17 protein-coding genes are annotated in these 19,106 nt (G+C 73.2%); 14 read left to right on the top strand and 3 right to left on the bottom strand.

Annotated features, from left to right (window positions below; translation table 11 throughout):
- Positions 1 to 8: 8 nt before the first annotated feature.
- From ptlF to ACZ7C5_RS17025, 11 genes are all read left to right on the top strand, one after another.
- On the top strand, positions 9 to 905 hold the full coding sequence (ptlF, locus tag ACZ7C5_RS17075) for a 1-deoxy-11-beta-hydroxypentalenate dehydrogenase (protein WP_470322848.1): 897 nt from the start codon (positions 9 to 11) through the stop codon (positions 903 to 905).
- On the top strand, positions 902 to 2,656 hold the full coding sequence (ptlE, locus tag ACZ7C5_RS17070) for a neopentalenolactone/pentalenolactone D synthase (RefSeq protein ID WP_401084515.1): 1,755 nt from the start codon (positions 902 to 904) through the stop codon (positions 2,654 to 2,656). The genes ptlF and ptlE overlap by 4 nt, the downstream gene beginning before the upstream one ends.
- A 35-nt stretch (positions 2,657 to 2,691) precedes the next feature.
- A complete protein-coding gene (ptlD, locus tag ACZ7C5_RS17065; RefSeq protein WP_401084048.1) occupies positions 2,692 to 3,591 on the top strand; it encodes a neopentalenolactone/pentalenolactone F synthase in 900 nt (299 codons plus the stop codon).
- 34 nt (positions 3,592 to 3,625) lie between these two features.
- Positions 3,626 to 4,639, top strand: a complete 1,014-nt coding sequence (locus ACZ7C5_RS17060) for a polyprenyl synthetase family protein (protein ID WP_401084046.1) — start codon at positions 3,626 to 3,628, stop codon at positions 4,637 to 4,639.
- A gap of 122 nt (positions 4,640 to 4,761) precedes the next feature.
- Positions 4,762 to 5,775: a pentalenene synthase gene (gene ptlA / locus ACZ7C5_RS17055; protein ID WP_401084044.1), complete on the top strand. Its 1,014-nt coding sequence runs from the start codon at positions 4,762 to 4,764 to the stop codon at positions 5,773 to 5,775.
- Positions 5,776 to 5,888: 113 nt separating this feature from the next.
- Positions 5,889 to 7,283, top strand: coding sequence for a pentalenene oxygenase (gene ptlI, locus ACZ7C5_RS17050; protein ID WP_401084042.1), 1,395 nt, complete (start codon positions 5,889 to 5,891; stop codon positions 7,281 to 7,283).
- Positions 7,280 to 8,278 (top strand): 4-hydroxy-3-methylbut-2-enyl diphosphate reductase, encoded by a 999-nt coding sequence (ispH, locus tag ACZ7C5_RS17045; RefSeq protein WP_470322847.1) that lies wholly within the window; start codon positions 7,280 to 7,282, stop codon positions 8,276 to 8,278. Before ptlI ends, ispH begins: the two co-directional genes overlap by 4 nt.
- Before the next feature lie 29 nt (positions 8,279 to 8,307).
- Complete coding sequence (locus tag ACZ7C5_RS17040) at positions 8,308 to 10,095, top strand: 1-deoxy-D-xylulose-5-phosphate synthase (RefSeq protein WP_401084039.1); 1,788 nt, start codon at positions 8,308 to 8,310, stop codon at positions 10,093 to 10,095.
- 147 nt (positions 10,096 to 10,242) lie between these two features.
- Entirely contained in the window at positions 10,243 to 11,382 is a 1,140-nt protein-coding gene (gene ispG, locus ACZ7C5_RS17035) for a flavodoxin-dependent (E)-4-hydroxy-3-methylbut-2-enyl-diphosphate synthase (protein WP_401084037.1), read from the top strand.
- Positions 11,383 to 11,489: 107 nt separating this feature from the next.
- Positions 11,490 to 11,810 (top strand): ferredoxin, encoded by a 321-nt coding sequence (fdxA, locus tag ACZ7C5_RS17030; RefSeq protein WP_401084035.1) that lies wholly within the window; start codon positions 11,490 to 11,492, stop codon positions 11,808 to 11,810.
- Positions 11,807 to 12,757 carry a 4-(cytidine 5'-diphospho)-2-C-methyl-D-erythritol kinase gene (locus ACZ7C5_RS17025; RefSeq protein ID WP_401084033.1) on the top strand — a complete coding sequence of 317 codons (951 nt, stop codon included), beginning with the start codon at positions 11,807 to 11,809 and terminating at the stop codon, positions 12,755 to 12,757. Before fdxA ends, ACZ7C5_RS17025 begins: the two co-directional genes overlap by 4 nt.
- Before the next feature lie 352 nt (positions 12,758 to 13,109).
- On the opposite strand, the gene ACZ7C5_RS17020 is transcribed toward ACZ7C5_RS17025, so the two are convergent.
- Positions 13,110 to 14,210, bottom strand: coding sequence for a calcium:cation antiporter (locus tag ACZ7C5_RS17020; RefSeq protein WP_401084031.1), 1,101 nt, complete (start codon positions 14,208 to 14,210; stop codon positions 13,110 to 13,112).
- A gap of 294 nt (positions 14,211 to 14,504) precedes the next feature.
- Here ACZ7C5_RS17020 and ACZ7C5_RS17015 point away from each other — a divergent pair, with 294 nt between their 5' ends.
- The 3 genes from ACZ7C5_RS17015 to nagB all read left to right on the top strand — a co-directional run bounded on the left by ACZ7C5_RS17015 (position 14,505) and on the right by nagB (position 17,142).
- Complete coding sequence (locus tag ACZ7C5_RS17015; RefSeq protein WP_470322846.1) at positions 14,505 to 15,494, top strand: SDR family NAD(P)-dependent oxidoreductase; 990 nt, start codon at positions 14,505 to 14,507, stop codon at positions 15,492 to 15,494.
- Positions 15,495 to 15,665: 171 nt separating this feature from the next.
- Positions 15,666 to 16,073 (top strand): hypothetical protein, encoded by a 408-nt coding sequence (locus ACZ7C5_RS17010; RefSeq protein WP_401084028.1) that lies wholly within the window; start codon positions 15,666 to 15,668, stop codon positions 16,071 to 16,073.
- A gap of 286 nt (positions 16,074 to 16,359) precedes the next feature.
- Entirely contained in the window at positions 16,360 to 17,142 is a 783-nt protein-coding gene (gene nagB, locus ACZ7C5_RS17005) for a glucosamine-6-phosphate deaminase (protein WP_188299614.1), read from the top strand.
- Between the two features lie 107 nt (positions 17,143 to 17,249).
- Here nagB and ACZ7C5_RS17000 read toward each other — a convergent pair whose 3' ends face one another.
- A complete protein-coding gene (locus tag ACZ7C5_RS17000; RefSeq protein ID WP_470322845.1) occupies positions 17,250 to 18,380 on the bottom strand; it encodes an aminotransferase class I/II-fold pyridoxal phosphate-dependent enzyme in 1,131 nt (376 codons plus the stop codon).
- Positions 18,377 to 19,036, bottom strand: a complete 660-nt coding sequence (locus tag ACZ7C5_RS16995) for a helix-turn-helix transcriptional regulator (RefSeq protein ID WP_470322844.1) — start codon at positions 19,034 to 19,036, stop codon at positions 18,377 to 18,379. Before ACZ7C5_RS16995 ends, ACZ7C5_RS17000 begins: the two co-directional genes overlap by 4 nt.
- Positions 19,037 to 19,106: the final 70 nt, after the last annotated feature.

The raw sequence follows: 19,106 nt of genomic DNA, 5'->3' as shown, positions 1-19,106 counted from the left end.
TCTTCGGCGTGCCCGCGCACAGAAGCGGAGACAGCCAAGTGCAGTTACGGACAAGGACAGCCGTGGTGACCGGCGCGGCCAGCGGCATCGGCCTCGCCCTCAGCGCCCGCTTCGCGCGGGCCGGCGCCGACGTGGTCATGGCGGACGTCGCGGGCGACGCCCTGCACCGCCGGGCCGCCGAACTCGCCGCCCAGGGCGCCCGGGTCACCGCGGTGACCGCCGACCTGACCGACCCGGACGCCGTCGAACGGCTCGCGGACACGGCGTTCGGCCTGCTCGGCGACATCGACGTGGTGTGCAACAACGCCGGGGCCCTCGGCCCCGTCGGTCAACCCCTGTGGGAGGTGCCGCTGGAGCGGATGCGCCAGGTCTTCGAGGTGAACCACTGGGCGCACGTCCTGGTGGCCCGCGCCTTCGTCCCCCGGCTGCTGGAGCGCGGCCGGCCCGCCCACCTGATCCACACCGCCTCGATGTCCGCCTTCGTCGTCGGCGCCGGCAGCGCCGCCTACGCCGCCTCCAAGCACGCCGACCTCGCCGTCGCCCGCAGTCTGCGCGCCGATCTGCGGGGCACCGGAGTGCGGGTGTCCGTGCTCTGTCCCGGCCGGGTCGACACCCCCATGGTCCAGGGCCTGACGGCCCCGCGCGGCGCGGGCGGAGACACCTCGGTGAGCGCCGAGGACGTCGCCGAACTCGTCTGGGAGGCCCTCGACTCCGACCGCTTCTACCTCTTCAGCAACTCCGACTCCCCCCTGCGGCTGCGCGACCAGTTCGACGACGTCTGGCGTCATGTTTCCCATCCGCCCCCTTCCCCCGAGGAGGAACTGTGGCCCGCACCGACAGCGACGACCGCAACGACAGTGACGACCGCACCGACGGAACACCGGCCATCGACCTGGAGGCGGTGAGGGAGAAGTACCGGCAGGAACGGGACAAGCGCAACGTCGGCCGCACCTACCAGTTCGCCCGCGGTGACTTCGGCCGCTACGCGCGGGACCCGTACACCGAGCGGCGGGAGCGCGAGCCGCTCACCGACGAGGTGGACGTCGCCGTCGTCGGCGCCGGCATCGGCGGCCTGCTGGCCGGCGCCCACCTGCGCACGGAGAGTGGCCTGGAGCGCATCCGGCTGATCGACGAGGCCGGCGACGTCGGCGGCACCTGGTACTGGAACCGCTTCCCCGGCGTCCGGTGCGACGTCGAGAGCTACATCTACATGCCGCTGCTCGAAGAGGTCGGCACGACGCCCACCGAGAAGTACTCCACCGGGCCCGAGATCTTCGCCCACCTCCAGCGGATCGCCCACAAGTACGACCTCTACCGCGACGCCCTCTTCCAGACCTCCGTCACCGGGCTGCGCTGGGACGAGGCCGCCGGGAGGTGGCTGGTGAGCACCGACCGCGGGGACCTGATCCGGGCCCGGTACGTGGCCATGTCGATCGGTCTGATGCACCGCCCCAAGCTCCCCGGGCTGCCGGGCCTGGAGACGTTCGCCGGGCACGCCTTCCACGCCGGCCGCTGGGACTTCGACTACACCGGCGGCGACAGCACGGGCGGGCTGACCGGGCTGAAGGACAAGAGGGTCGGCGTCATCGGCACCGGCTCGACGACCATCCAGCTCGCTCCGCACCTCGCCGAGTGGGCCGAGCAGCTCGTCCTCTTCCAGCGCACCCCGGCCACCGTCGACGTCCGCGGCAACCGGCCCACCCCGGCCGGCTGGGCGGACGGCCTCGAACCGGGCTGGCAGCAGCGCCGGATGGAGAACTTCCACGCGCTGACCTCCGGCGTCCCGCAGGACGAGGACCTGGTCCAGGACCGCTGGACCCAGACCACGGCCAAGCTGGCCGCGGCGATCCTGCCCACCGGCGACACCGGGGGCGATCCCAGGGAGCGGGCACTCGCGGCCGAACGCGCGGACTTCCTCAAGATGGAGGAGCTGCGCGCCCGCATCGACAGCGTCGTCACCGACCCGGCGACCGCCGCCGCCCTCAAGCCGTACTACCGCGTGTACTGCAAGCGGCCCTGTTTCCACGACGGATACCTCCAGACCTTCAACCGGCCCAACGTGACCCTGGTCGACACCCAGGGGCAGGGCGTGGAACGGCTCACCCCGGCCGGAGTGGTCGCGAACGGCCGGGAGTACCCGGTCGACTGCCTGGTCTTCGCCACCGGCTACGAGCACGAGTTCGCCGTCCCGTACACCGACCGCGCGGGCTACGACATCGTCGGCCGCGGCGGCGTGAAGCTGTCCGAGAAGTGGGCGGACGGGGCGCGCACCCTGCACGGACTCCAGGTGAACGGCTTCCCCAACTGCTTCGTCCTGTCCAAGATCCAGGCCGGCCGGCACGTCAACATCGCCTACATGCTGGGCGAGCAGACCCGGCACCTCGCGCACATCGTCAAGTGCGTGGAGGAGCGCGGCCACCGGGTCGTGGAGGCCTCCGAGACCGGCGAGAAGGAATGGGTCGAGGAGATCCTCCGGCTCGCCTCCAGCGACCTCGGCTTCCTGGAGAGCTGCACGCCGGGCCTCTACAACAACGAGGGCGACCCGGGCGGCATGCCGCTGCTCAACTCCAGCTACGGCGGCGGCTCGGTGGAGTTCGTGAACATCCTCAGGCGCTGGCGCGAGGCGGGCGACCTCGCCGGCCTCGACCTGCGCTGACCACCCCCATCCCCCTGCGAAAGGCGGCAACACCCATGGACGTCACGCCCATACCCGGCGCCGCTCTCGGCGCCGTCGTACACGGCGCCCAGGTCACCGGAGACATGGACAGAACCCAGCTGGAGGAGCTCCGGGCAGCCGTCGACGCGCACCTCGTCCTCGTCCTGCGCGGCCACCGGACCCCCTCCCACGAGGAGTTCCTGGCCTTCGGCCGCCGCTTCGGGCACATCCCGAAGACCGGTCTGACCAGCGGCGCCCACCCCGACCACAACGAGATCCTGATCGTCTCCAACCTGGTGGAGGACGGCCGCAGGATCGGTGTCGGCGACGCCGAGTGGATGGACTGGCACACCGACTACTCCTTCCGCCCCCGGGTCTCCCAGGTCGGCTTCCTGGAGGCCCTGGAAGTGCCGTCCTCCGGCGGCGGCGAGACCCTCTTCACCGACATGTACGCCCTGTACGAGTCGCTCCCGCCCGAGGAGCGCCGGCGCCTGCACTCCTACCGGGTCCGCCACGCCCTGCGCACCGGGTACGAGGAGACCATCGAGGAGGAGCTCCAGGGCGAGGTGTCGCTCGGCGAGAGCACCGGACGGATCCAGCCCGAGGACGGCACCTCCACCGTCCACCCGCTGATCGCCCGCAACCCGCGCACCGGCCGCCAGTCGGTCTACGTCAGCACGCTGAACACCAAGCGGATCGTGGACCTCGCCCCCGACGACAGCCGCAGGCTGCTCGACGAACTGCTGTCGCACGCGGGCAGGCCGCAGTACACCTACGCCCACACCTGGCAGCCCGGGGACATCGTCGTGTGGGACCAGCTCGGCACCATCCACGCCAAGCAGGCCTTCGACCCGGCCGAACGGCGCATCATGCGCCAGGTCGTCAGCATCTTCGACGACCCGACCGCCCCCTGGCGCGCGAAGGTCGCCCCGTGAACGGGCGCGGCGGTCCCGTCGTCGGGAGGCACTCATGAGCGGCGCACCCGCCTGCCTCGGCCACAGCCGGGCCACGATCACCCCGGCGCTGCGCGCCGCCGTCGACCGGCTCGACCGGCACTCGCGCCACCAGGCGGCCTACCACTTCGGCTGGATCACCGCCGAAGGCCTGCCCGCCGACGCCGACGCCGGCAAGGCCGTACGGCCCGCGCTCGCGCTGCTGTCGGCCGAGGCGGTGGGCGCGCCGGCGGCGGTGGCCCTGCCCGGCGCCGTCGCCGTGGAGCTGGTGCACAACTTCTCGCTGGTGCACGACGACCTGATGGACGGCGACGAGGAGCGCCGCCACCGGCGCACGGTGTGGAAGCTGTGGGGGCCCTCCAGTGCCATCCTGACCGGTGACGCGATGCTGGCGCTGGCCCAGGAGGTGCTGCTGGACACCGGGCTGCCGACGGCGGCGCCCGCCGCCCGGCTGCTGGCGCGCACCACCCGGCACCTGATCCGCGGCCAGGTCCAGGACCTGTCCTTCGAACAGCGCTCGCACGTCACGGTGGCGGAGTGCGTCGACATGGCCGCCGGCAAGACCGGCGCGCTGCTCTCGGCGAGCGCCGCGATCGGCGCCGTCCTCGCCGGGGCACCGGAGGCGACGGTGGACGCGCTGGCGCTCTACGGCGACCAGGTCGGCCTCGCCTTCCAGCTCGTCGACGACGTCCTCGGCATCTGGGGCGACCCGGCCGTCACCGGCAAGTCGGTCCACTCCGATCTGCGCTCCCGCAAGAAGTCCCTGCCGGTGAGCCACGCCCTGAACCAGGACGGCCCGCTCAACGACGAGCTGGCCGCCTGGCTCGCCGCCCCCGGCGACCCCGAGGAGGAGGAACTGCGGCGCGTGGCCGGCCTGATCGAGGAGGCCGGCGGCCGGGCCTGGGCGCTCGCCGAGGCCGCCCGCCGACTGTCGCTGGCCGAGGACGCGCTGCGCGGTGCCGAGCTGGACGCCCGCGCCCGGGACGAACTCCTCGCGCTCGGACGGTTCGTCGTCGACCGCGAGGTGTGAGACCCGGCCCGCCCCGTACCCGTACGCCCCGTTCCGCCTCCCCGCTCCCGGATCAGCGCAGCACCCCCGCCAGGGCACCGCCATGCCCGCTGCCCTCCACCACCCACTTCCGAGGACTACCCATGCCCCAGGACGTCGATTTCCACATACCCCTGCCGGGCCGACAGAGCCCGGATCACGCACGGGCCGACGCCGAGCAGCTCGCCTGGCCGCGGTCGCTCGGGCTGATCAACTCCGAGGAGGCCGCCACCCGTCATCTGCGGGGCGGCTACGCCGACCTGGCCTCCCGCTTCTATCCGCACGCCACCGGCGACGACCTGGATCTCGGCGTCGACCTGATGTCGTGGTTCTTCCTCTTCGACGACCTCTTCGACGGGCCGCGCGGCGAGAGTCCCGAGGAGAGCAAACAGCTCACCGACGCGGTCGCGGCGGCGCTGGACGGCCCCCTGCCCGACACCGCGCCGCCGATCGCCCACGGCTTCGCCGACATCTGGCGGCGCACCAGCGAGGGCATGACCCCCGCCTGGTGCGCGCGCAGCTCCCGGCACTGGCGCAACTACTTCACCGGCTACGTCGACGAGGCGCTGAGCCGCTCCGGGAACACTCCGTACGACTCCGCGGCCCAGTACCTGGCGGTGCGCCGGCAGACCATCGGGGTGCAGCCGACGGTCGACCTCGCCGAGCGCGCGGGCCGCTTCGAGGTGCCGCACCGGGTCTTCGACAGCGCCGTGCTCTCCGCCGTGCTCCAGATCGCCGTCGATGTCAATCTGCTGCTCAACGACATCGCCTCGCTGGAGAAGGAGGAGGCCCGCGGCGAGCAGAACAACATGGTCATGATCCTGCGCCGGGAGCACGGCTGGTCCAAGGACCGCAGCATCGCCCACATCCAGGGCGAGGTGCGCGCCCGTCTGGAGCAGTACCTGCTGCTGGAGTCCTGCCTGTCGCGGGTCTGCGACATCTACCGGCTCGACGGGGCCGAGCGCGAGGCAGTGGAGCGCTACCGCCACGACGCCGTGCGCACCGTGATCCGCGGCTCCTACGACTGGCACCGCTCCTCGGGCCGCTACGACGCCGAGTTCGCGCTCGCCGCCGGCGCACAGGGCTACCTGGAGGAGCTCGGCAGCAGCACCCACTAGTGCCGCGCGCACGCCGGCCACCCGCACCCGCGCCCGACCGTCGCGGCGGCACCGCTGCCAACGGACCGGAGCACCTGTCAACAGACCAGTACAGACGGGAAGTTGGAAACCGAATGACCGAGCAGAGCACGTTCACGGCGGGAGCGGCGCCCGGGGCGCTCCCCGTCGTGGGACACGCCGTCCAGATGATGCGTCACCCGGTGAACTTCATGACCTCGCTGTCGGCCCACGGCGACCTGGTCGAGATCAGGATCGGCCCTACCACGGCCTACGTTCCGACCCACCCCGAACTGCTGCGGCACGTCCTGACCAACGACCGCCTCTTCGACAAGGGCGGCGTCTTCTACGACCGCGCCCGGGACATCGCCGGCAACGGGCTGGTCACCTGCCCGTTCGCCGACCACCGCCGCCAGCGCCGGCTGATGCAGTCGGCGTTCACCCGCGGCCAGCTGAAGCGGTACGCCGAGGCCATGCACGCCGAGATCGAGCACACCGCGTCGCGCTGGCAGGACGGCATGGTCGTCGACGCGTTCCAGGAGATGTACGGCATGGCGCTGCGCACGGTCGGCCGCACCCTGTACTCCACACCCGTCAGCCCCGAGCTGGCGGCGAAGGTGGAACGGTCCTTCGACGTCGTGCTCAACGGGCTGTTCCGGCAGATGTTCCTGCCGGCCGCGATCCGCCGGCTGCCGCTGCCCTCCCAGCGCCGCTACAAGAGCAACCTGGCCTTCCTGCACGAGACCACCCAGCAGCTCATCGACGACTACCGCAGCTCCGACACCGAGCGCGACGACCTGCTCGCCGCCCTGATCGCCTCCCGCGACGACGACGGCGGCCGGCTCGGCGACCGGGAGATCCACGACCAGGTCATCACCGTCATGGCGGCCGGCACCGAGACCGTCGCCGGCACCCTCACCTGGGTCTTCTACCTCCTCTCCCGGCACCCGGAGATCGAGGCCGCGCTCTACGACGAGATCGACACCGTCCTGGACGGCCGCGCCCCCCGGTGGGACGACCTGCCGAGCCTCTCCCTGACCGACCGGATCATCTCCGAGACGCTGCGGCTGCACCCGCCGGCCTGGCTGTTCACCCGCCGCACCGCCGCCCCGACCGAACTCGCGGGCCGCCGGCTGCCCACCGGCTCCACCGTCGTCTTCAGCCCCGCCGCCGTCGCCCAGTACGAGGAGGCCTTCGACAACCCCACGGAGTTCGACCCCGACCGCTGGCTCCCGGACCGCATCGCGCCGGCCGCCCGCCACGCCTACGTGCCGTTCGGCACCGGCGCCCGCAAGTGCATCGGCGACCTCTACGCGCGCACCGAGGCCGCCCTGGGGCTCGCCACCATCCTCGGCCGCTGGCGGGTCACCTGCGAGCCCGGCATGGACATCCGCCCGGTCCCGCTGGCCACCGTCTACCACCCGCGCCGGCTGCGCCTGCGGCTGGACGCCCGCACCCCGCACCGGACGGCCTCCGCCGTCCCCGCGCCGGCCGGGGGTGACGCGGCATGAGCGGGGGGAGCGTCGTCCTGGCCCAGCCGCGCGGCTTCTGCGCGGGCGTGCGGCGCGCCATCGGCATCGTCGAGCGGGCGCTGGACCTGTACGGGGCGCCGGTGTACGTGCGCAAGGAGATCGTGCACAACCACCACATCGTCTCGGAGCTGGAGAAGCGCGGCGCGGTCTTCGTCGACAGCGAGGAGGAGGTCCCGCACGGCGCGGTCTGCGTCTTCTCCGCGCACGGCGTCTCCCCCGGAGTGCGCTCCGCCGCCGCCGGCCGGCAGCTCGACGTCATCGACGCCACCTGCCCGCTGGTCTCCAAGGTCCACCAGGAGGCGGTGCGCTTCGCCCGCGACGGCCGCACCGTCCTGCTCGTCGGGCACGAGGGCCACGAGGAGGTCGAGGGCGTCGTCGGCGAGGCCCCGGACCGGATCGTCGTCATCGAGACCGAGGACGACGTACGGCGCCTCGGCCTGCCCGACGACGCCCCGGTCGCCGTGCTCACCCAGACCACCCTCTCGTTCGACGAGACCGAGCGCGTCGTCGAGGCCCTGCGCGCCCGCTTCACCCACCTGATCTCCCCCGGCGACGACATCTGCTACGCCAGCCAGAACCGGCAGAACGCCGTCAAGGACCTCGCCCGCGACCACGACCTGGTCCTGATCGTCGGCTCGCACAACTCCAGCAACTCGCTGCGCATGGTCGAGGTGGCCCGCGACCACGGCGCCGCCGCCCATCTGGTGCCCGACGAGCACCACCTCAGGGCGGCCTGGCTGGAAGGCGTGTCGTCGGTCGGAGTCAGCGCCGGGGCCAGTGCCCCCGAGGTCCTCGTCGACGGGCTCGTCGCCCGGCTCGCCGCACTCGGCTTCGACGGGGCCGAGCTCCAGCGGGGCATCGCCGAGGACGTCGTGTTCTCCATGCCGGGACGGCTGGCCGACCCGGTCACCGGCCGCGTCCCGCGGACACCGCTGGCCGGCGAGATCTCCCCCGCACCCGGTGGGGTGCGATGAATCCGCCACCGGAGAAGGAGGGCCGTGCCATGCCACGCCTGGAGGAGATCCGGGGGCCGGAGGACCTGCGCGCCCTGTCCCCGGCCGCGGCCCGCGCGCTGGCACCGCAGATCCGGCGGCTGCTGGTCGACACCTGCACCGCCAACGGCGGCCACCTCGGTCCCAACCTCGGGGTCGTCGAACTGTCCATCGCCCTGCACCGGGTCTTCGACTCCCCCCGCGACCGGATCCTCTGGGACACCGGCCACCAGGCCTACGTCCACAAGATCCTCACCGGCCGCACCGCGGCCCTCGCCACGCTCCGCCGCACCGACGGCCTGTCGGGCTACCCCAGCCGCGCCGAGTCGGAGCACGACGTCATCGAGAACTCGCACGCCTCGACCTCGCTGTCCTGGGCGGACGGCCTCGCCCGCGCCAACGCCCTGCTCGGGCGCGGCGACCGCGCCGTGGTCGCCGTGCTCGGCGACGGCGCGCTCACCGGGGGCATGGCCTGGGAGGCCCTCAACAACATCGCGGCCGCCCCCGAACGCCCCGTCGTCATGGTCCTCAACGACAACGGCCGCTCCTACGCCCCCACCGCGGGCGCCGTCGCCGGACACCTCGCCGAGCTGCGCGCGGGCGACGCCCCGCAGACCCTGTTCGAGAGCCTGGGACTCCGCTACGTCGGCCCGGTGGACGGCCACGACATCGAGGCCGTGGAGGCGGCGCTGCGCGAGGCCGTCGCCCTGCGCCGGCCCGTGGTGGTGCACTGCGTCACCGAGAAGGGCCGCGGCCACCTCCCCGCCGAACAGGACGACACCGACCGCTTCCACGCCGTGCGCGCCGTCTCCGCCCGCGCCCCGGGGGGCACCCCCAGCTGGACCTCCGTGTTCGGCGGCGAGCTGGCCGAACTCGCCGCCGACCGGCCGGACGTGGTCGCCGTCACCGCGGCCATGCTCGACCCGACCGGGCTCGGCGACTTCGCCCGCCGCCACCCCGAGCGCGTCATCGACGTCGGCATCGCCGAACAGCACGCCGTGACCGCCGCCGCGGGACTGGCCCTCGGCGGGCTGCACCCGGTCGTCGCGCTGTACTCCACCTTCCTCAACCGGGCCTTCGACCAGCTCCTGATGGACGTGGCCCTGCACCGCGCCCCGGTCACCTTCGTCCTGGACCGGGCCGGGGTGACCGGCGACGACGGCCCCTCCCACAACGGCATGTGGGACCTGTCGCTGCTGAACCTGGTGCCCGGCCTGCGGCTGGCCGCCCCGCGCGACGCCGCCACCCTGCGCCGCGCCCTGCGGGAGGCGGTGGCCTGCGACGACGGCCCCACCGCCCTGCGCTTCCCGAAGGGCTCCAGCGGAGCGGACATCCCGGCCGTGGAGGTCCGCGCCGGACTGGACGTCCTGCACCGCGGCGAGCGTCCGGACATCCTCCTGGTCGCCGTCGGCGCGATGGCCGCCACCTGCCTCGACGCCGCCGGGCTGCTGGCCGAACGGGGCGTCGGCGTCACCGTCGTGGACCCCCGCTGGATCAAGCCGGTACCGCCAGGACTGACCGCGCTCGCCACCGGCCACCTGCTGGTCGCCACGGTCGAGGACAGCGGCCGGGTGGGCGGCGCGGGGGCGAGCGTCGCCCAGGCGCTGAGCGACGCCGGGTCGGACCTGCCGGTGCACGTCTTCGGCATCCCGCAGCGCTTCCTGGAGCACGGCTCGCGGGCCGACCTCCTGGAGGCCGGCGGCCTCACCCCCCGCCGGCTCGCCCACGCGCTGCTGGAGGCCCTGCCCTCCGGGTGGCAGACCCGTCGGTCAGCCGCCGTCTCCCTGGCCGTCGGCTGACACCGGGCGCCCCGACGGGCGGTCGGCGGGGCCGCGCCCGCTCCCGCCCCGGCGCCCCTCTCCCCCGCTTCCGCGGCCCGCAACAGCACCCAGCCATCCGCCACAGCCCGGTCCGCCAGGACCGGCCGACCATCTTGGGGACCTGTCATGCCTGTCGCTCTCGGAGTGCCGACGGTACCGCCGAGGCTGGCCCGACGACGTACCAGCCGTCAGATCCAGGTAGGGACCGTACCGGTGGGCGGCGACGCCCCGGTCTCGGTCCAGTCCATGACCACGACCCGTACCTCCGACATCGGCGCGACGCTCCAGCAGATCGCCGAACTCACCGCGTCCGGCTGCCAGATCGTCCGGGTCGCCTGCCCCACCCAGGACGACGCCGACGCCCTGGCGACGATCGCGCGCAAGTCGCAGATCCCGGTGATCGCGGACATCCACTTCCAGCCGAAGTACGTGTTCGCCGCGATCGAGGCCGGCTGCGCGGCGGTGCGCGTCAACCCGGGCAACATCAAGCAGTTCGACGACAAGGTCCGCGAGATCGCGCGGGCCGCCAAGGACCACGGCACTCCGGTCCGCATCGGGGTCAACGCGGGCTCGCTCGACCGCCGGCTCCTGAAGAAGTACGGCAGGGCCACCCCGGAGGCGCTGGTCGAAAGCGCGCTCTGGGAGGCCTCGCTGTTCGAGGAGCACGACTTCAGGGACATCAAGATCTCGGTCAAGCACAACGACCCCGTCGTCATGGTCGAGGCGTACAAGCAGCTCGCGGCGCAGTGCGACTACCCGCTGCACCTCGGTGTGACGGAGGCGGGCCCCGCCTTCCAGGGCACCATCAAGTCGGCCGTCGCGTTCGGCGCGCTGCTCTCCCAGGGCATCGGCGACACCATCCGCGTCTCGCTGAGCGCGCCGCCCGCCGAGGAGGTCAAGGTCGGTCTCCAGATCCTGGAGGCCCTGAACCTCAAGCAGCGCGGCCTGGAGATCGTCTCCTGCCCGTCCTGCGGCCGCGCCCAGGTGGACGTCTACAAGCTGGCCGAGGAGGTCACGGCCGGGCTGGAGGGCATGGACATCCCGCTGCGGGTGGCCGTCATGGGGTGCGTGGTGAACGGCCCCGGGGAGGCCAGGGAGGCGGACCTCGGCGTCGCCTCCGGCAACGGCAAGGGGCAGATCTTCGTCAAGGGCGAGGTCGTCAGGACCGTTCCCGAGTCGAAGATCGTCGAGACGCTCATCGAGGAGGCGTTCAAGCTCGCCGATCTGATGCGGCGGGAGGAGGAGGACGACTCGTCCGGGGCCTGAGCCCCGGCGGGAGCCGCGCACGGACAACCGCACACCGACAACAGCACCGCCGACGACACCGACACCGACCCTGATACCGACACTGATACCGACCGGAGGAAGCACCCGTGACCTACGTCATCGCCCAGCCCTGTGTGGACGTCAAGGACAAGGCCTGCATCGAGGAATGCCCCGTCGACTGCATCTACGAGGGTCAGCGGGCCCTGTACATCCAGCCGGACGAATGCGTCGACTGCGGCGCCTGCGAACCGGTCTGCCCCGTCGAGGCGATCTTCTACGAGGACGACGTGCCCGAGGACTGGAAGGACTACCACCGGGCGAACACCGAGTTCTTCGACGACCTCGGCTCGCCCGGCGGCGCCGGCGGCCTCGGCCTGATCGAGCGTGACCACCCGTTCGTCGCCGGACAGCCGGTTCGCACGGCGTGAACCGGGCCGGAGCGGGCCGCCGGGCGGGGGTCACCGTCCGGGCGCCGGGCAAGGTCAACCTGACACTGTCGGTGGGCCCCCTCCGCCCGGACGGCTACCACGAGCTCTCCACCGTCTTCCTGGCGGTCGGCCTCCACGACGTGGTGCGGATCGCCCCGGCAGCACGGCTCACCGTCACCGTCGGGGGCCCCGGTGCGGCCGGCGTCCCCGCCGGCGACGGCAACCTGGCGGCGCGGGCGGTGCGTCTGATCGCCCGCGCCGCCGGGGCCGACCCGGCCGTCGCCGTCCGCATCGACAAACGCATCCCCGTCGCCGGCGGCATGGCCGGAGGCAGCGCCGACGCGGCGGCCGCGCTGGTGGGCTGCGACGCGCTGTGGGGCCTCGGTCTCTCCCGGGAGGAGCTGCGCCTGCTGGCCGCGGAACTGGGCAGCGACGTCGGCTTCCCGCTGTACGGCGGGGCGGCGCTGGGCACCGGACGCGGGGAGCTCCTCACCCCGCTGGGGACCTCCGGCGCCGGGGCGTTCCACTGGGTCTTCGCGGTGTCCCCGCAGGGCCTGGCCACCCCGGCGGTCTTCCGGGAGTACGACCGGCTGGTCCGGACGCGGCCCGCGCACGGCGAACGGCCCGCGGCGGAGCGGGTGACGGCGGTGGCCGACGCGCTGGACAGCGGCGACGCCGCCCTGCTCGCGGCGGCCGTCAAGGACGCCAACGACCTCCAGGAGGCCGCCCTGTCCCTGCGCCCGGAGCTGGCGGACACGCTGCGGCTGGGACCGGAGCACGGCGCCCTGGCCGGCCTGGTCTCGGGCTCGGGGCCGACCTGCGCCTTCCTCACGGAGTCGGCGCCCGCGGCGGGGGCACTGGCCGGCGCCCTGTCCGCGACCGGCCGCTACCGCGACGTCCTCGTCGCGGCCGGCCCGGCCGGCGGCTGCACGGCGGTCCCGGACTGAACGGGGGGCGGTCGGGCGCCGCGGCGGAGCGGGCCCGGCGTGGAACGCCGGGAGGCCCCTGAGCCCCTGGCCCGCGAGCAGCTGCGGGACCAGGGGCTCCCCGTCGTTCCACGGCGGGAACCCTCTCGGGGGTTCACCGACGGTTGCACCGGGTCCGACGAGGGGCCCTGGCCACGGGGGTGAGCCAGGGCCCTCATCCGGAACCACGGCCACCGCCCTCCGCCGGGTTCACCACGAGCCCCACTGGCCCCACTGCCGACGGCGCCGGACCGCCCCCGGGAACGCCGGAAGCCCCTGGCCGCGCGGGGGAACGGGCCAGGGGCTTCCACTCTCGACTACGGGCGACGGGCCCTCACGGGTTCAGCGCCAGCACCATGTACCCCGCGAGCACCGCCAGGTGCACCGCGCCCTGGAGCGGGGTCGCCCGGCGCGGGATGACCGTGAGGGTGAGCAGCACGATGGTCAGGCTCAGCAGCACCATGTGCGCCGGGTCGAGGCCGAGGACGAGGGGCCCGGAGAGCCAGCTGGAGGCGATCGCGACCGCCGGGATGGTCAGGCCGATGCTGGCGAGCGCCGAGCCGAGGGCCAGGTTGAGGCTGGTCTGCACCCGGTTGCGGGCGGCCGCGCGCAGGGCCGCGATGGTCTCGGGCAGCAGCACCATCAGGGCGATCACCACGCCGACCACGGCGTGCGGGAGCCCGGCGTCGTCCACCGCCTTCTCGATGGTCGGGGACACGCCCTTGGCCAGGCCCACCACCGCGACCAGGGCGACGGCGAGCAGCAGCAGGCTGACCCCGGCGGCGCGCAGGGTGGGCGGGGAGGCGTGCTCCTCCTCGTCCAGCACCCGGCCCTCGGGGGTGACGGGCAGGAAGTAGTCCCGGTGCCGGATGGTCTGGGTGGCGACGAACAGCCCGTAGACCACGAGCGAGGCGGTGGCGGCGAAGACGAGCTGGGTGGTGGAGAACTGCGGGCCGGGCGAGCTGGTGGTGAAGGTCGGCAGCACGAGGCTGAGGGTCGCGAGGGTGGCGATGCAGGCGAGTGCGGCGCCGGTGCCCTCGGCGTTGAAGACGGCCGTCCGGTACTTGACCGCGGCGACCAGGATGGACAGGCCGAGGATGCCGTTGCAGGTGATCATCACGGCGGCGAAGACGGTGTCCCTGGCGAGGGTGGCGGACTTGTCCCCGCCGTCGGCCATCAGCGTCACGATGAGTGCGACCTCGATCACGGTGACCGCCACCGCGAGGACCAGGGATCCGAAGGGTTCCCCCGACCAGTGCGCGATGACCTCCGCGTGGTGCACGGCGGCCAGCACGGCGCCCACCAGGAAGCAGGCGACGACCGCCACCACCCAGCCGGGCAGCTCTTCGTGCCAGGTCAGGGCGAGGACGAGGAACGACAGCACCGGAACGACGACGGTCCATTGCGCGGCACCCGCGCGGAGCTTCGTGATCATGCCGCCGAGGATTCCAGACCGGAGGCCCGTCACCCGGGTGCCCGCGCCGGGATACGTATGGATGTGGCATAACTCATCCCATTTCGACGGCCACCCACCGTAGCCGCCAAGGCACTGAAGAGCTTTGTCGACATATTGCCGAACCTGGCCCGGACATCCCCGGTGGTCGCCACGGTCCTCTCACCGGCGCGGGCCGCCGCCCTCCCCGGGGAGGAGGCGGTTCCTCCTTCCGGCCAGGAGGTCCGGCCGGTCGGCCGAAGCGGCCCGGGAGCGGGCCCTGCCAGGCTCTCCGCCATGGACACCGACTCCCCCTCCTCCCCCTCGACCTCCCCCGCCGGACCGGCCCGGCGGGCACTGCTCGGCGCCTCCGCGCTGGGCCTCGCCGGGGCGGCCGCCACCACGCTGGGCGCCGGACCGGCCCAGGCCGACCCGGCCGGGCGGCGCGCGACCACGGCCGACGCCGGGGAGCGCCAGGACGGGCGCCCCGGGGCACGCTTCGCCGGCCGTGCGGTGCTGATCACCGGCGCCACCTCGGGCATCGGCCGGGCGGCCGCGCTGGCCTTCGCCAGGGAGGGCGCCCTGGTGGGCTTCTGCGGCCGGCGCGCGGCGCTCGGCCGCCAGGTCGAGCAGGAGATCCGCCAGGCCGGCGGCGAGGCCTCGTACTTCCCGGCCGACGTGCGCGACCCGGAGCAGGTCGAGCGGTTCACCGGGCAGGTCGTGGCCCGGTACGGCGGGCCGGACGTCGCGGTCAACAACGCGGGCATCGGCAGTGCCAAGCTGCTGCACGAGCTGAGCGTGGCCGAGTGGGACGACGTGCTGGACACCAACGCCCGCGGGGTGTTCCTGGCGCTCAAGTACCAGATCCCGCACATGCTGAAGGCCGGGCGCGGGGTGATCGTCTGCACCGCCTCCTCCGCCGCCGAGCAGGCCCGGCCGAACGGCGGCGCGTACACGGCGAGCAAAAGGGCGATCCAAGGGCTGGTCAAGGCTGCGGCGTTGGCGTACGGGACGCGGGGCATCCGGGTCAACGCGATCCTCCCCGGCACCACGGACACCGCCTTCGTCCGCCCGCCCGGCATCCCGGACTCGGCGTGGGCGCAGTTCAAGAAGGCCTACGGGCCGCTGAACATCGAGGGGTTGGAGCGGATGGCCGAGCCGGAGGAGATCGCGAGGGCGATCCTGGCGCTGGCCTCGGAGGACTTCGCCTACCAGTCGGGGGCCTCGGTGCCGGTGGACGGCGGTGCGACGGCCGGGCGGCGGATGGCGCTGCCGCCCACGAACTGATCATCCGTCAGGACTGGAGTTGTCCGTGCGCTGAACAGAGGACGAATGGTTGCAGGATGTAGTTGAACGGTCACCATGAGTGTGACGCAACGCACACACCTGACGTCCATGATGTGTGCAAGACTCATCTCAAGGAGTGAGATTCCCTTAATTTCCAAGGAGGTTCGTATCATGCGCGCTCGGATCGCAGCTGTGGCGATGGTGGCGGCAGGGATCGCCGGCCTGACGGCGGCTCCGGCCATGGCGGCCGCGGCGACGTCCGGCACCGACACCGCGGTCTGCGCCACGGTGCTCAACCGGCCCTGCATCTCGCACCAGGCCGACGGCGAGGGCATCGTGGGCGTCGCCCAGGTCAGCGCCGACCCCGGCCAGTTGACGATGGTTCAGGTCGAGGTCCGCACCCAGGCCGCGTGGGGCAGCCCGTGGGAGACGGTCGCCACCGCGACCACCGTGCGGTTCGGCTCCGCCAAGGCGGTCACCCCGCGGGTGACCGCGACCGCCCCCCGCATCATCTGCGCCACCGCCGGACCGGCGCTGGACGTCAGCAAGCAGATCACCACCTGTACCAACCCGTTCTGATCACGGGCCGCTGACGCACCGCACCCGCACCCCGCACCGTCCGTACGACCGGGCAGCCGTCCGGACGGCGGGGAGCGGAAAGCGGCGGACAGCGCCGACGCCGGGGCCGGCCGCCGGGACATCACGTCCCGACGGCCGGCCCCGGCCGTTCCACCAGGCAGAAGGGCCGGCGGCGCAAGATCGCCGGGAACCGGACCCGGGTGGACCTGGGGCACCCGTTCACGGCAAACTGGTCTAGACCTCGGAGGTCTAGACCTCAGAATCGCCTCAGAACGGTGGACCCAGTATGGAAATCGTGATCGTCCCTGACGCCCGGGCGGCCGGCGAACTCATCGCCGCGGCGATCACCGATCTGCTGACCGACAAGCCGGACGCCCTGCTCGGCGTGGCGACCGGCTCGACTCCGCTGCCCATCTACCAGGCCCTGGCCGAGCAGGTCCGTGACGGCCGGCTGGACGCCGCCAAGGCGCGCATCTGCCAGCTGGACGAGTACGTCGGCCTGCCCGCCGGCCACCCGGAGTCCTACCGTTCGGTGGTGCTGAAGGAGGTCGTCGAGCCGCTCGGCCTGACCGAGGACTCCTTCCTGGGCCCGGACGGCAACGCGTCGGACATCGCCGGGGCGGCCATCGCCTACGACCGCGCGCTGGCCGAGGCCGGCGGCGTCGACCTCCAGCTGCTCGGCATCGGCACGGACGGCCACATCGGCTTCAACGAGCCCTGCTCCTCGCTCTCCTCCCGGACCCGGATCAAGACCCTGACCCGGCAGACCCGCGAGGACAACGCGCGCTTCTTCGACAGCATCGACGAGGTCCCGCACCACGTCATCACCCAGGGCATCGGCACCATCCTGGAGGCCCGTCACCTGGTCCTGCTGGCCACCGGCGAGGCCAAGGCCGAGGCCGTCGCGCTCGCCGTCGAGGGCCCGCTGGCCGCGGCCGTCCCGGCCTCGGCGCTCCAGCTGCACCCGCACGCCACCGTGGTGGTGGACGAGGCGGCCGCCTCCCGCCTCAAGCTCGCCGACTACTTCCGCGACACCTACGCGGCCAAGCCGGCCTGGCAGAAGCTCTGAGCACCCCGGGGCAGCGGCCCTGACTGCCGGGGCGCCGGTCACCGGATCATCCCGGTGGCCGGCGCCCCGGCCGTTCGTCGTGCGCGGACGCCGGGCGCGGACGGTGCTCAGCGCCGGCGGAGCCAGTCGCCGAAGGCCTCCAGCCCCGGGCCCGGGTCACGGCGGCCGACGCCGATCCGGAAGCGGTCGGCCGGGGTCGGGGTCAGCTCCGAGCGGAAGATGTCCGCGGGCAGCAGCAGCACGCCCGCCTGCTCGACCAGCGCGGTGCAGAACTCCGCCACGCCGTCCGCGCCCAGGTAGCGCGGGAAGGCGACGCAGCCGCCGTCCGGCGCCCGCCACTCGAAGAGGTCGGCGAACTCGGCGAAGAACGCGTCGAAGAGCGGCAGGTTCTCCGCGATGACGGCCCGGTTGCGGGCCAGGATCCGCTCCCTGGCGGTGATCGCGATCCGGGCCAGCACCTCGCTCGGCGCCGAGTTGCAGATCGTGGTGTAGTGCTTGGCGCGCTCCAGGCGGGAGCGCAACTCCCGGTCGCGGCAGGCGATCCAGCCGATCCGCAGCCCGGGCAGGCCGAGCGACTTGGAGGTGACGTTCAGCGACAGGGCGCGCTCGGAGAGATCGGCGGCCTGCGGCAGGACGCGGTCCCGGTCGCGCTCCAGGCCGCGGTAGACCTCGTCCGAGAAGATCCGGACGCCGCGCTCGTCGCAGAGTTCGGCCAGCCGCACGAAGTCGGCGGCGTCGATCACCTTGCCGGTCGGGTTGTTGGGGAAGTTGACCGACACCACCCTGGTGTTCGGCCGGAGCGCCGCCTCGACCGCGTCCAGGTCCAGCGCCCAGTCCCGGTCCTCGTCCAGCGCGACGCCGGTGACCTCGCAGAGCGAGAGCGGAACGGTCTCGGCGGACTGGTAGCCGGGCGTCAGCACCACCGCGTGGTCGCCCGGCTCCAGCAGCACCTGCATGGCGAGGTTGAGCCCCTCCTGGGCGCCGCCGAAGCAGATCACGTCGTCCTCGCCGACCCGCTCGTACATCCCGGCGACGGCGCGGCGCAGCCCGGGGTCGCCGAAGGTCTCGGTGTAGCCGAGGGCCAGGGTGTCCCAGGCCTCGCGGTCCTCGGGCCCGGCCAGGGCGAGCAGCTCGGCCATCGTCATGGTCTGCGCGTCGGAGGCGGTGAGGTGGTGCCGGGCGGTGAACTCCCAGCGGGAGAAGTGGGTTTCGAGCCGGAAGTCGGGGAGTCTGGTCACTGTCGGCCTTCCTCGGTGGGGCCCGCGGGGTGCTGCTTGAGCTCGGCGAGCAGGCCGTAGGCGGTGGAACGGGAGATCCGCAGCGCGGTGGCGACGACGGGGACGGCGCGCCGGACGGCGAACACCCCGGCCCGGTCGAGTTCACCCAGGACGGCGAGCCGGTCCTCGCGGGTGAAGCGCTCCAGCGGACGGCCCCGGGCGCGGACGTAGCCGCCGACCACGTCGTTGATCCGCTCGGTCCAGTCTCGTTCGAAGAGCGGTTCGGGGCGCGGCGCGGTGGGAGCGGCGAAGCCCGCCAGCAGGGCGGCGGCCTGCTCCAGCGGGCCCCGGTCGAGGTTGACGCAGAGGACGGCGGTGGGCCTGCCGTCGTCGTCGCGCAGCACGGCGCTGACCGAGGAGAGCCGCCGGCCGTCGGGCAGCAGCTTCTCGTACGGGCCGTAGACGTCGGGGGCGGACGGGTCGATCCCGTCCAGCTCGCCGAGCAGCGAGGGGTCACCGGGGACCCGGGGGGTCATCGGGTTCCAGATCGCGAGGACCCGGTCGGTACCGGTGTCGTGCAGCACCACCTCGGCGTACGGGCCGAGCAGCAGTGTCAGCGCGCGGCAGACCGGTGACCAGGTCCGGACGCGCGGGTCGGGGTTGTCCGCAGAGGGCATGACCGGACTGTACGTCCGACTCGGACGCTCCGTCCAGATGGCACGACGGCCCGGGCCGCCGGAAGGTTCC

It is taken from the genome of Kitasatospora sp. NPDC036993 (genome assembly GCF_055607525.1).
Note: the sequence above shows the minus strand (reverse complement) of the source record. Positions and strands in the feature narration are given on the sequence as shown.